Genomic DNA, 13,405 nt, shown 5'->3' on the forward strand with positions numbered 1-13,405 from the left:
AAATTTCACTTTTAGTGAGGTTAGTTTAACATACTTTCTTTTTCTATGTTTTACAAATTTAATTATGCAATTTCCTCTATTGTTAAATTAAGATCAGTGCTTTTTAAATTTAATATTATATTCTTTTAACTTCCTAATTTAAAAAGGTTTTTTATTGAAAAGCTTTTTAAAAAAGATATTTGTTCTTCGTATTCAATAGCCTCTCCTAATTGTACTTCGTGCCCCTTTAGTACCGCTAAGTTATTTGCCTGTAATTTTGCAACTAACTCAGGTCCAACCCACTGGTTTACCATTTCAAAGGCTCTATTAATCCTTGGCGCTCTGCTTCGTGGTGAATGGGCATCTGTACCAATAAAATGAACCATATTATGGGTCATTAAAATCTCTGCAGTGTCTTGTACAACTTCACCATGCTTCCCTAGTATACTCATTGCGTTTACTTGTATATAGTTGCCTTGCTCAATCCACTTGCAAACAATATTAGGATCCTCAACAACTTGCCTGTATCTTTCTGGATGCGCAATGATCGGATAATACCCTTGCAATCTAATCTCATACAAAATTTCATCGATGTACAAACTCGTATTATTCATCGGAAACTCTACTAAAATGTACGGCCCATTATTAAGTGTCAGCACGTCACCATTTTTTAGTTTATCAGGTAACTCTAATGAAAGATAAGCTTCATTCCCCGGGAGTACCTCTACATTAATACCTTCCTGCTGAAAAAGCTTATTAACCAATTCTACTTTTTCTAAGATAATAGCTTTTTCTTTGTCTCGACCTTCCCCAAAGTAATGAGGCGTCGCCATAATGTGGGTAATTCCTTCTTCCATAGCAATCCTACCCATACTAATGGTTTCCTCTTCACTTCTAGCGCCATCATCTATACACGGCAATATATGACTGTGCAAATCAACCATTTATCTTACTCCTTTTTGCCCTTTTTCTTTTTGGCTTAGTTACTTCTTGTTCTTCTTCGCCATAATAAGAATAATACATATATTGAGAATAACTACCGGAATTAACAGGAATTTTATTTAAAACAACACCCAGTATATTTGCTTTCGCATTTTCTAATAGGGCTTTTGCTCTTTGCGCCCCTTCTATTGCAACCTGTCCTGATGCACATACTAGAAGTACGCCGTCAGCCACTCTTGATAAAACCGCAGCATCAGTAACCACAGCTGCAGGTGGCGTATCTATAATAACATAATCATAATCCGTTTTTAGCTGCTCAATTAATCCCCGCATCTTCTTAGAGGCTAAAAGCTCAGATGGATTAGGTGGTATTGTTCCTGCAGTCAATACTTCTAATCTATTTATTGATGTAATAATAACATGGTCCTTATAATCTAAGTCCTTTACAAGTATATTTGTCATGCCAGTTTGATTACTTAGATTAAACATTTTATGCACTCTAGGTTTTCTTAAGTCCGCGTCCACAAGTAACACTCTAGCTCCTGCATTAGCTAAAACAACTGCTAGATTCCCCGCAGTTGTAGACTTTCCCTCCGAGGGTCCTGAACCCGTTACCATAATCGTGGATATCGGATTGTCCAAACTAGAAAATTGTATATTTGTTCGGAGGGTACGATAAGCCTCAGCAGTCGGTGATTTTGGATCAGTAAAAGTAATCAATTCCTGTGTATTCATTGGTATCCTCCTCTATTTCTTGTCGTTCATCATCGGTATCGTTCCGATAACATTTAACCCTAAGTGGCGTTCAACATCCGTTGGGGTTTTAATTGTATTGTCTAAAAACTCTAAGAGAAACACTAAAAATATACTAGCCATCAAACCTAATACGCCGGCTATCGCAATGTTTAACTTCACTCTTGGGCTAATTGGGTTGTTTGGTACCTCTGCACGATCCAGCACCTGAACATTATCTACTTGCATCAATCTTGTTACATGTCTTCTAAATACATCTGCCGTTGTATTAGCAATAAGTGCAGCATTTGCTGGATCTTTATCTGTTACATTAATTGTTATAAACTCTGTATCTCTTATTAAATCTACAGAAGTTTTTGACGTTAATTCACCTGGTGACATCGACAACCTTAACGTTCTAATAACCTCTTCTGACACCGTTCTACTCTGAACAATCTCTCCGTAGGTTCTCGCTAATCGTTGATTTAAATTTAAATCTTGTAATTCAATCTGACCACCAATACTATTTGCAGGTTTTGCTATCATTACCGTAGTAGAAGCTTTGTAGACAGGATCTAAAACATAACCACTAACAACAGCACTGGCAATTACTGCCATTATAGTAATAGCTAGAATCATAACAACCCTTTTTCTAATAATATGTATGTACTCCCTTAAATCAAGTTCCATTTCTCTTTCTTCCATTATCGGCCACCCTTTCATAGATAAAAAATAATACCTAAATATATGTATATTCATATTCGACAAAAACTTATAAGCAACCTTTATTTATACTAAATTTTCAAAATATTACCTTTCAATTGTAATCTAAATTTTGAGGTAATTCAACATATTTTTCTAACAGTTCAATGCCTTATATATTCATAATAACCAAAACAAGCTAAATATCTACCTTATTATCATTATTATTTTTAAAAACTAGGTATGTCTCTTCTAGTCGCCTTACCTTAACTGCGAAATTTTCTATACAAAAAAATAACCAGAGAAAATTTCTCTGGTTATTTTTGGCCTAAGCCTTCTATTGATTTAGCTAGGTCATGTATGCTTAAAGTTAGGTTTTCTAGCTTACTCTCTATTCTAACAAGTAGAAATACAGAGACAGCTATAGGAAATCCTAAATTAGCAACATGATTCAATGCCTCATTCATTTATTTTCACCCCTTTCAACTACAGGGTAAGTTCATCCGTAGACACAGTAACAACTGCAGCTGATTCAACCTCTGCTAAAGCAACACCCTGAGGTAAGAAAATATCATCTTGTATAATATTTTCCATTGCTGATTTAACCTCTTCACCTGTTAAATCTTCTCTGGCATTAGATACTGTCATCCTTGATGATCTTCCATCTTCTCTTTTAAATACCATTTCTAATGTTCTAGTCAATCTTATCACCTCCTATTATAATTTTTAATACAGCGAATGAATTCGCCGCTACGGATTGCGATAGTGGAACGATGGTTGAACGATAGTGGAGCAATAGTTAAACTATGGTTTAACAATCGTTTAACAACTGATTAACCCCTTCCCTTTCTACTGTCCAACTGGCCAACTTTCCAACTTTCCAACTTTCCAACTTTTCACTTTCTACTTACCTACCTCTACGCTCCTAATTCTTGCTCACTAATTTTAACAATTGCATTTACAGGCTTTTCTTGTAAAGCTACCATTTCTTGTGTTGTATTTAGTATTGCTTCATTAGTGGCTTCCGGTCTTACATTGTTGTAAGTCCTTGAGCTATATCTTTCGTTACCATTTTCATCAACACTGTCAACTACACGAATTCTCAACCTTGTGCTTTCATTAATAACTGTTGCCATGGGCTCACCCCCTTTCTACTATATAAATGTTTTGATAGAGGATAAGTTAGCATATACTTTCTAATTTTTTTCTTAAATTTTTTAATGCACTTGCCTTTACCTTTGAAACAGTAACCGGATGGACGCCTTTATATAAAGCAATATCCTTTAAGCTTATATTATTGAAGTAGTGTTCTATAATGATATTTCGTTGATGCTCTGTTAAGGTCTGTAGGGCAGATCTTATGTGGATAACATCTCTTTCTTTTAAAAATTGTCCCTCTATGTCCACGGTTTTATCCACCAATATATCTACTCTAGATAATCCTTCCTCATCGCCAATATTTTGATCTAGAGAAAAACATATCTTTTCCTTACGCCTTCTATTTTGATAAAAGTGCATTAAACGGCGTTTAATATACCCTAAGTAGGGAATTCCCCTATTTAAATCAAAGTCTTCAAAGGATTTAAGTATTTCCAACACCCCATCATGATAAGCATCCTCATCTACGCCCTGGACCCCACCATATCGGCGCATTGTTGAAATAATTAAAGGTCTTAACTGTTCAATTAATACGATTTGACTATCTGCATTCCCTTCTGCTGATTTTTTGACCATTTCTTCAAAATTCAATTTATAATCTCCTTTTGAAGATGCATCTTCATATTATTACCGGTAAAAATATATTAGTTTAGTTTCCGGTCATTTAAAATTTTTCAAATGAAGGCATTCAAAAGGTAATTCATTATCTTACTTTAGTAATCGTTAAATTTCTAAATATTTAATTTCTTTTTTTATTAGCCTACACTTTGGTATCAGGGGATTTTATATTTTTTTATAAAATAAGTAATATAAATAATTACCAATTCATCGAACATATGTTCTTTTTTGTGCTATAATACATGTAATAAAATTAAAAGAAAGGAGGAGTAAAAAATGAAAAATATTAAAGACGTATTAGAAAAGCAAAAGATTATTTATGCTTTAATAATCTCCTATGAAAAGGATTATGGTAGCTGTACAAAAGTCATTTTAAGTACAGGAGAAAGTCTTTTACTGAAGCATACCATTCATTCTACACTTAGACATTTAGGAGATTCCTATGCCCTGGACCTAAAAATTTTAAGACGAAAATACTGTAATATACTTAATTGTAAATATTACGTTCCATTACCCTTTGACCAAAACCACCTATTTGTACCGATAAAAACCCAGAAGCCCATAGTACATAAAGATCCTTCAGTTAGCTATATTAACTATTACGCTATAGAAAAGCTATCGACAAAAGAACCGGTGCTATACTTAAAGAACAATACGAAAGTAAAAAGCCTTAATACTGTCAAAACCATTAAAAAGCGAATTCACCATGCCCGTATATGCGCTAAATTTGATACATTAAAAAAACACCCTACCGCAACTGTAGCAGAGCGTCCTGGAGTCTATCACACCCAAAACTCCAAGGAAGAGCTAGCACAGATTTTAGAAGAGATTTCTAATATAAGAGATCTTATTTTAGAAAATCTAAGCAAAAAAGAAAAACGCTAGCATTTCCACTGTTTTGGAAATCTAGCGTTTGTTTATTCTTCCGGCGAATGAATTCGCCTCTACAATAGTGTAACGATAGTTTAACAATAGTCTAGCAATGGTTTAACAACTGTTGAACAACCGTTTAACTACTGCTCAACTACTGTTAAAACTGACTTGTCATCCCGAGTGTTAACGAAGGATCTTAAGCAGATGACCAAAAAGAAGTTTTGTGTCAGTCGCTTACACAGCGTGCAAGCAGATGACCGAAAAGTAGTTTCGTGTCAGTCACTTATTTAAAAATGATTAATTTCTTACATTACTTAAATAAAAGAAATTAAAGAATTTTTAATACATCTTCCTGTCACCTTTCCACCTTTCCAACTTTCTACTTTCCAACTCATTACAATAGTTTAACAATAGTCTAGCAATGGTTTAACGATTGTTTAACGATTGTTTAACGATTGTTTAACTATGGTTTAACAACTGTTCAACAACTGTTTAACTACGGTTTAACAATGGTTTAACAACTGTCCAACTAAACTCACGCCCCCATTTCGATCTCACTCAATATCTCCATCAACTCCTGGGAAGTAATTTTCGTTAACATGGTCTCTCCTGGTTGAATCACTGCATTTATCATTTCTTTTTTCTTTTCTTGGAGATTAAAAATCTTTTCTTCTATGGTTCCTTTTGTAATAAGCTTCATTACTTGTACCTTACTAGTTTGCCCTATTCGATAAGCACGATCTGTTGCCTGCTCTTCTACGGCTGGATTCCACCATGGATCAAAATGAATCACCGTATCTGCTCCGGTTAAGTTTAATCCTGTCCCACCTGCCTTTAAAGAAATCAAAAATATCTGACCCTGGCCTTCATTAAAGGCATTAACCATTTCTCCTCGTTTTTCCATGGGCGTACTGCCATCTAAATAAAAGTACTCAATATTTAATGCATCTAACTTTTGTTTAATTAATTGGAGCATACTTGTAAATTGAGAAAAGAGCAGTGTTCGGTGTCCACCAGCAATATTTGCTTCGATTAAGTCGCTGAGCAAATCCATCTTGCCACTACCACCCTTGTAATTCTCTATAAACAATCCAGGATGACAGCAAATCTGACGCAGACGAGTTAACCCTGCTAGTATTTTGATCTGACTTCGCTCAAAACCCTTTTCTTTAATGGCTTCTTCCAGTTCTCCTTTAATTTCTTTTAAATAGGCTAAATACACCTTTTTCTGCTCCGATGTTAGCTCTGTTAGCATTTTACTTTCCGTTTTTTCCGGTAATTCTTTTAGCACTTCTTTCTTAAGTCTTCTTAGTAAAAAAGGGCCAATTAGCTTACTTAAATCAGCTAGGGCTTTTTGGTCCCCATCCTTAACAATGGGCTTTTCAAAGTGATCTTTAAATTTGTTATTGGAAGAAAGATACCCAGGCATAACAAAATCAAAAATGGACCATAGCTCTGAAAGTGCATTTTCCATAGGGGTACCGGTCAAGGCAAATTTATGCCTTGCTTTAATTTCTTTCACTGACTTGGCATTTTTTGAAGCATAGTTTTTAATATGCTGGGCTTCGTCTAAAATACAATAGTCAAAATCATGACTGCTATATAATTCTATATCTCTACGAATTAATGGATAAGAAGTTATAACCACATCGTAATGCGCTATTTTATCCAATATATCTTTTCGCATTGCTTTGTTACCTGCAACCGCTACAGCTTTAAGGTCGGGAGTAAATTTTTCTACTTCAGAAATCCAATTATAAACAAGGGATGTTGGGGCAACGATTAAGGCCTTAGTATTCCCTTTCTCTTGTTTTTCAGATAATAAGAAGCTAAGCACCTGTAATGTTTTACCTAGTCCCATATCATCAGCTAAAATACCCCCTAATCCATAATTCGTTAGTACTTTCAACCAACGAAAGCCCTTTACCTGATAGCTTCTTAATATTTCCTTCAGAGATTCTGGTGGATAATAATCTACAGTTTCAAAGTTTCTAACATTTTCCGTAAAAGATTTAAAAGCATGATTTTTCTCTATAAAATTCAATGCCTTTTCCTCTATTAACTTATCTAAATATAGGGCCCGATATTTTGGAAGACTAATGATATTATCCTGTAGATCTTCCTCTGAAAGATCCAGCTGGGAGAATAAATCTGCTGTCTCCAAAAATGTCTGTTCATCAAGGGGTAAAAAGCCCCCGTTTCTCAGACGATAGTATTTCTTTTTTCTCCGCATAGCTTTTAATACTTCTTTAAGCTCTGTATCTTCGATCCCTGTTACATCAAAATGAAACTCTAATAGATCATCTTTCGTATTTAGCTGTAATCCCCCACTAAAAACAGCACTACTTTTTATTTCAACGTTTTTAAAGTTATCGGAATAGTAAACGTCACTCATCCCCTGCAATTTTTTTATTCCGAATTTAACTAAGTTAAAAATATGCTCATCTCCACCTAAGTAAGCCTCGCCATCCCTAACTTTAAATTCATTTTCCTCAAAATAATTTAGTATACTTGATTCCTTTTCCAAATCCCGTATTAAAATCCGATCCGTAATCTCTTTTTGCTCTGAAGCAAAAGGATTAATTGTAATTTCTCCATAGTTAAACAAGAGCTTTGCAATAATTTGTTCATCTTTTTGATCTAAATAAACCTGGCTATTTAAACCGGGCTGATAAATTTTTTCCTCTAGTCCTTGGCTTACGTCAACCTCTCCAGCTTGTTTTATTTTTGGATATACACCAGTCATAAACCAAGTCTCGTCACTTTCTGGCACCTCTATTCGCTTTGATTTCTGCTTATCTAGTATGCTATAAAAGGGTAGGATCGCCTCTTTTTGACTTTCAGGTACTTTATATATACGCCTATTCATTAGCAAAAATGATCCATCAGGCACTAAGGGTTTTACTGACTCATTTAGATCAATATCTAAGGCGATTCCTTTCTTCCCTTTATCAAGGGAAAATGAAATCGGCAAGGGTGCTTCAGATACATAGGTATAGCCTAGTAAATGACCATCTATAATGACATTAAATTTCTTTCCTGTATCCTTCATTAAATTCAAAAAACGTTTTAACATTCTATCGCTTAACTTTACATACTTACCAGTAAATAAGCCTTTAGTATGATTAATATAATTTGCTTCATTCACGATTTCATCCATTTCGTCAATTTCCTGTACAAGTTCTATTACCTTTTGATCTACTCGATTAAATTGATGATTATCCGGCTCATATGTAAAGCTTTTTCCCATATACAAAGATTCGTCACTTTCATAGTAACGCATAAACTCCTTCATGTATTTCACTACATAGAGTTTATCTAGTCCAATTCTAAAACTAATAAAAGATTGATCCCGATCCCCTCTAAAGTAAGCTTTTTTACGTTCATAGGTTATTTCTAGATTTATATTTGTCCTATTCCTACCTTTAAGTCCGTTAAAATAAGCTAGTAGATCCCTACTTTCTCTAGCTCCATGGATTTTTGAAAAAGCCCCGGTTTCATCCTTTTCTTTTATTTCCATCATCACGGCAACCAAATGCTTACACCCACCCGAATAGGTGTCGTGGGCTGGACAGGTACAGTCCCCTTTTATATATTCACCCTTTTCATCAAAGGTCACTTTAACATCATAATAATAACCGCCCTTGACCCTTGCCTTAAATTGGTTATTCTTTCGATCGAAGCTCAAGCCTACAACTCTCTTTTTCCGATAGTAGTCTAACCCCTTTTTATAAGCACCGGTAATACTAGATAGGGCCATTAAGTCATCTAATTCTATTTGGAACATATAAATCACTTCTTTCCATATTAATATCTCTGTTAAAAATGTCTATCCTATTAGTATACCATTTTCTAGACATTATAAAAGAATACTAACAAAAATATCCACTATAGGTGTTTTGTCATTCTGAACGCAGTGAAGAATCTCAATTTTTTATAACTTAAAGTCTGAAACGCTTTTAATGTATTAAAAATCCCCTGATTTCTTATGATTGAGCAACGTAAGAAATCAGTCATTTTTAACTAAGCGACTGACGCAAAACTTCTTTTGGGTCATCTGCTTGCACGCTGTGTAAGCGACTGACACGAAACTTCTCTTCGGTCATCTGCTTAAGACCCTTCGCAAAACTCAGGATGACAAATACAAAACAAGTTATATATTACTTTATTGAAAGCATTTCATAATAAACATAATTATGCAATTTGCAACATAAAAAAATCACCCTAGATCTAAATCTAAGGTGATTTTAAAATTTTTCTCTACTGCGTCAACGAAGCTGCCCTTTTTCTCGCATCTTCAATTGGCACTCTGTAGTAATATATTCTGTTATGTCTAAAGCCTGTTCCATCTAAGGTGCTCATATCAACCGTATTTAAGTTAAGACTCGTAAAGGCTGACCAATTACTCATCACCACATTTGGCGTAATATCTGTTCTAATAAAGGGACTAATATCCTCTAATAGAGATAAGGCTTGGTTCAATGAAAGTTCGTTACTTACTTTAGTTAAAATCGTCATTACTACCTGTTGTTGACGTTTAATACGACCGAAATCATCTCCACCACCGGATCTTAACTTTCTAGCAGTAGTGTATCTTAGTACGTCATCACCATTCATATGCTGGCTCCCTGCTCTAAATAGTACCCTGCCATTCGTATGTACCATATCCTGAGGTACTGTTATTTGAACCCCACCTATGGCATCAATAGCTCTAGTAAAGCTTTGCATATCTACCCGAGCATAATGATCAATATGTATGTCTAAATAACCTTCTACCGTCTCTTTTAATAGCCTTGTTCCCCCAAAAGCACTAGCATGATTAATCTTATCATACCCACGCCCTGGAATCCTTACATATGTATCTCTAGGAATCGAAAGTATAGCGGCTTTTTTTGTTCTTTTGTTATACTGAACCACCATAAGCGAGTCTGCACGCCCAGCACCACCAATGGTTCTTGAATCAATTCCCATTAACATAATATTTAGGTGGTCAGAATTTCTAGCAGATCTTGGTTGATCATAAATACGATCATCAAGAAATTTATAAGCTTCCACCTCATCTTCCGGGATAACATCTGCCTCAGGCTCATTATCATAATCAATTAAATCTTCAGGGTCAATCGCTTCAAACTCTTCATCATCTAAGGATTCATGCATTGTAGAATAAATGTTATACAGTCTAACACCCACACTCGTTCCATAGATTAACAATGGCATTAATAAAACTAAAGCTACAATTAGTATTTTTTTCTTTTTTGTCATTTTTGATTTTTTATTTTTTTTCCGGCTCACGCTTCGTCAGCCTCCTTATATTTTTTACATGCTAAACATATTAAATTTTATCACTTACACCAGAATAATACAACTTATTTTATTATTGACTTACTAATAATTAATCGACTTTATTTTACATATACGCTATAATATTTTTTATAACAAAAAATAAAATATAAATTCGTTTTTAATGTAAAGGATGATAAAAATGTTTTTAAATATAAATTCTTTAGATCATAGAATTTTTGAGTTTCTATTTGATTTTTCTTCAAACAGCGATTTCATCGGCCAATTAATGATTACAGTAACCAACCTATCTTCAAAAATATTTGCCGGAATCTACGTTTTGTTCTTTATTTACTTGTTTATAAATAAAAAAGATAAAATAATTCCTTATATTATTGCTCCGGCTACTTCTTTTGCCCTTGTTCATATAATCAGACTATTATATGTAAGGCCAAGACCCTTTGTTGCTTTAGAAATAGAAAGTTTAATTTACCATGACCCTAGTGGTTCTCTGCCAAGTATGCATGCAGTTAGTGCTTTTGCCATTGCTATGGCCATTTACTTAATTAATAAAAAGTTTGGCGCTTTTATGCTACTACTTGCATTTTTAACAGGCCTTTCACGAGTTATGGTAGGTGTTCATTTTCCAATGGACATTGTAATAGGGGCTTTAATTTCAGTATCTATTAACCTAATTATATTTAATTTGTATAATCACTTTTTTGGAACCAGAAAAAAGTCATCAAACTATTTTAGATTATAAACATACAGATAAATATTGAATTTCAAACAAAAAAACACTTTAAATCCATTAGATTTTAAAGTGTTTTTTGTCTTTTTTAGGACTTTCATATTAAAACAAAACGCTCTGTCGCGTTTTGTAGTTTTATTGACAAATTTGTCTAATATGCTTATTATTAACCTATACACAAACATTCTAATTTAAACACAAATTATACTTTTATTTGAAAGGTTTGAGGGGGATAAATACCAGTGAAAAAAATTAAAAAAATAAATGCTTTATTCCTTATAATTGTACTTTCTTTTGTTTTAATTGTACCCAAATTTTATGCATCAGCAAGTTCTGACTATAGTACAATACGAGTTAGACTTTCTATAAGCAAGTCCTCGATTCCTATTGTAATAGATGGAGAGTACTACATAGCAGAAAAACCTAACATCGACTTAAAGCGAGGGGACTATACTGTATCAGTAGCATCAAATAACCGAGTTCGTATAAGAGGAAATGGTATTGATGAAACAGTCGGAACCTCTTTAACACTTATACGCACAGCCAATAACGGTAGTGGTAATAATCACATGACCATAAAAGGGACAGACCATGGAGATATAAATTATCTAGGTAATATGCACTTCACTGTTCGTTCAGGTAATTTAAGGGTTATTAATCATATACCAGTTGAACAATATTTACCCGGTGTAGTTGCTTACGAAATGAGCAATAGCTTTCCTTTAGAAGCTTTAAAGGCCCAAGCAGTCACAGCAAGGGGCTACGCTGTTAATAGAATTAGTAGCTCCGGCGATCATGATATAGGAGATACCGAGCAAACTCAAGTTTATAGAGGCTATAACCCTACTAACGGAAACGTTATTCAAGCTGTAAATGAAACAAAGGGTGAAGTCCTTAAATATAATGGCGAAATCATATCTGCATATTATTCCGCATCTAATGGTGGTTTTACCGAGCTACCTGGCAACGCCTGGGGTTTTGGGGACTCTGCAAATAATGCACATCCCTATTTAGTTATAAGAGAAGACCCCTATGACCTTGCAAACCCCAATAGCTTGTATCATAGACTGTTTATTCCAAGTAAAGTAGAAGGTTCCGATTATGATACAACAACCCTTGATAGTGACTATGCAGTACGGATAGTAAAGTGTAATACCTGGGTTAATGTTAGAACGGGTCCAGGATCTAACTATGCCTGGGCTGGAAGAGGGTACCTGCATACCGCCTACGAATGGATTTCTTCCACTACTGTTAAAGGACCCAATGGCAAAGACGTGATCTGGCATAAAATTAAACATGATAATGGTACAGTGTATATACATTCTACATATGGTGTAAAAACAGAAAATGGGCGATACCTTTACGCTAACCCAGCACTAGGAGATCTTCAGACACAGGTATATGAAAAGCTTAAAAGTGATAAAAACATTGATAAAGCAACGGATATTAAAATTAATACTGTAAATAGCCTGGAAAACGGTGAAAAAAGATGGCCAAATACAGATAGTACCAGTTATGTTACTGCCAATGCAAATGTTACGGTTCAGTACCATACGTCAGGCTCAAGTTCTTTATCAAGTAAAACCGATGTAGATGTAGAAATAAGTTTAATGAACCGCAATGAAAACGGTACCGTATTAAGGTCCCACGAATATTTTGACAGTAATATGATTTTTAGAGGTGTAGAAAGTACCAAAGATGGATATTACCTCACAAACGGCCGGTTTGGCCACGGCGTAGGCATGAGCCAAAGAGGCGCACAACAGATGGCATCAGTCCATAATAAAAAGCATTATGAAATTTTAGATTTTTATTTCGCAGGAACAAAGTTAGAAAAAGTAGACACTACTGTACCAAGTTTACCAAAACGACCGGAACTTGAATCAGAACCTAATCCAGAACCTGAGCCTGCACCTAAACCAGAAGTCCCAAAAGATCCCAAACTAAGTAGCAATAAATATACTGTAAATCATAATAATTCCAGTATTACAGGTTTATCGACTAAACTTAATGTTCGAACCTTTCTTGATCATCTTTCAATATCCGACGGTAGCATTAAACTCTTAGACGCTAGTGGTAAAGAGAAAAAATCCGGCGTTGTGGCTACAGGAGATGTATTAGAAGTGAGAACAAGCGATAACAAAGTTCACAAAAGATATCCACTTATTATATATGGTGATGTAAATGGTAATGGAGACATTATGATTCTAGACCTTTTACGTATTCAAAGATATTTACTTAATACTTCGGACCTAAAAGAACCATATAAAACTGCAGCTGACATAACAAGAAGTGGCTCAGTTACCATTTTAGATTTACTTAGACTACAAAGACATTTGTTAGGCACCACAACAATTAAACAATAAAGGG

The 13,405-nt window shown here is 34.6% G+C and carries 12 protein-coding genes; 3 read left to right on the forward strand and 9 right to left on the reverse strand.

The genetic code is table 11. The features are described 5' to 3' along the window. Nucleotides 1-125: 125 nt before the first annotated feature. The 7 genes from RH915_RS10575 to RH915_RS10605 form a co-directional block, all read right to left on the reverse strand. Nucleotides 126-923: a tyrosine-protein phosphatase gene (locus RH915_RS10575; protein ID WP_310479922.1), complete on the reverse strand. Its 798-nt coding sequence runs from the start codon at nt 921-923 to the stop codon at nt 126-128. Further along, complete coding sequence (locus RH915_RS10580; RefSeq protein WP_310479923.1) at nt 916-1,656, reverse strand: CpsD/CapB family tyrosine-protein kinase; 741 nt, start codon at nt 1,654-1,656, stop codon at nt 916-918. Before RH915_RS10580 ends, RH915_RS10575 begins: the two co-directional genes overlap by 8 nt. A 12-nt stretch (nt 1,657-1,668) precedes the next feature. Further along, a complete protein-coding gene (locus RH915_RS10585; protein ID WP_310479925.1) occupies nt 1,669-2,358 on the reverse strand; it encodes a YveK family protein in 690 nt (229 codons plus the stop codon). Nucleotides 2,359-2,672: 314 nt separating this feature from the next. Continuing rightward, entirely contained in the window at nt 2,673-2,822 is a 150-nt protein-coding gene (locus RH915_RS10590; protein ID WP_310479927.1) for a YvrJ family protein, read from the reverse strand. A gap of 19 nt (nt 2,823-2,841) precedes the next feature. Next, nucleotides 2,842-3,057: a DUF2922 domain-containing protein gene (locus RH915_RS10595; RefSeq protein ID WP_310479928.1), complete on the reverse strand. Its 216-nt coding sequence runs from the start codon at nt 3,055-3,057 to the stop codon at nt 2,842-2,844. A gap of 215 nt (nt 3,058-3,272) precedes the next feature. After that, nucleotides 3,273-3,491 (reverse strand): DUF1659 domain-containing protein, encoded by a 219-nt coding sequence (locus RH915_RS10600; RefSeq protein WP_310479929.1) that lies wholly within the window; start codon nt 3,489-3,491, stop codon nt 3,273-3,275. Between the two features lie 46 nt (nt 3,492-3,537). Then, nucleotides 3,538-4,104, reverse strand: a complete 567-nt coding sequence (locus RH915_RS10605) for a sigma-70 family RNA polymerase sigma factor (protein WP_310479930.1) — start codon at nt 4,102-4,104, stop codon at nt 3,538-3,540. A gap of 303 nt (nt 4,105-4,407) precedes the next feature. Here RH915_RS10605 and RH915_RS10610 point away from each other — a divergent pair, with 303 nt between their 5' ends. After that, complete coding sequence (locus RH915_RS10610) at nt 4,408-5,016, forward strand: hypothetical protein (RefSeq protein ID WP_310479931.1); 609 nt, start codon at nt 4,408-4,410, stop codon at nt 5,014-5,016. A 523-nt stretch (nt 5,017-5,539) separates the two neighbouring features. On the opposite strand, the gene RH915_RS10615 is transcribed toward RH915_RS10610, so the two are convergent. Further along, the gene (locus tag RH915_RS10615) at nt 5,540-8,791 is read right to left on the reverse strand and encodes a DEAD/DEAH box helicase (RefSeq protein WP_310479932.1); all 3,252 of its coding nucleotides are present in this window, start codon (nt 8,789-8,791) and stop codon (nt 5,540-5,542) included. Between the two features lie 473 nt (nt 8,792-9,264). Continuing rightward, nucleotides 9,265-10,296 (reverse strand): LCP family protein, encoded by a 1,032-nt coding sequence (locus RH915_RS10620; protein WP_310479933.1) that lies wholly within the window; start codon nt 10,294-10,296, stop codon nt 9,265-9,267. Between the two features lie 190 nt (nt 10,297-10,486). Here RH915_RS10620 and RH915_RS10625 point away from each other — a divergent pair, with 190 nt between their 5' ends. After that, nucleotides 10,487-11,047: a phosphatase PAP2 family protein gene (locus RH915_RS10625; RefSeq protein WP_310479934.1), complete on the forward strand. Its 561-nt coding sequence runs from the start codon at nt 10,487-10,489 to the stop codon at nt 11,045-11,047. Nucleotides 11,048-11,277: 230 nt separating this feature from the next. Continuing rightward, nucleotides 11,278-13,401, forward strand: coding sequence for a SpoIID/LytB domain-containing protein (locus RH915_RS10630; RefSeq protein ID WP_310479935.1), 2,124 nt, complete (start codon nt 11,278-11,280; stop codon nt 13,399-13,401). The last annotated feature ends 4 nt before the right edge of the window (nt 13,402-13,405 follow it).

Source organism: Serpentinicella sp. ANB-PHB4 (assembly GCF_031432315.1).
Taxonomy (GTDB): domain Bacteria; phylum Bacillota; class Clostridia; order Peptostreptococcales; family Natronincolaceae; genus Serpentinicella.

Bases quoted from the DNA above. Each gene is read 5' to 3' on its own strand.
- RH915_RS10610 (WP_310479931.1), top strand. From the start codon at position 4,408: ATGAAAAATATTAAAGACGTATTAGAAAAGCAAAAGATTATTTATGCT.
- RH915_RS10600 (WP_310479929.1), bottom strand. From the start codon at position 3,491: ATGGCAACAGTTATTAATGAAAGCACAAGGTTGAGAATTCGTGTAGTT.
- RH915_RS10625 (WP_310479934.1), top strand. From the start codon at position 10,487: ATGTTTTTAAATATAAATTCTTTAGATCATAGAATTTTTGAGTTTCTA.
- RH915_RS10615 (WP_310479932.1), bottom strand. From the start codon at position 8,791: ATGTTCCAAATAGAATTAGATGACTTAATGGCCCTATCTAGTATTACC.
- RH915_RS10590 (WP_310479927.1), bottom strand. From the start codon at position 2,822: ATGAATGAGGCATTGAATCATGTTGCTAATTTAGGATTTCCTATAGCT.
- RH915_RS10575 (WP_310479922.1), bottom strand. From the start codon at position 923: ATGGTTGATTTGCACAGTCATATATTGCCGTGTATAGATGATGGCGCT.
- RH915_RS10580 (WP_310479923.1), bottom strand. From the start codon at position 1,656: ATGAATACACAGGAATTGATTACTTTTACTGATCCAAAATCACCGACT.
- RH915_RS10585 (WP_310479925.1), bottom strand. From the start codon at position 2,358: ATGGAAGAAAGAGAAATGGAACTTGATTTAAGGGAGTACATACATATT.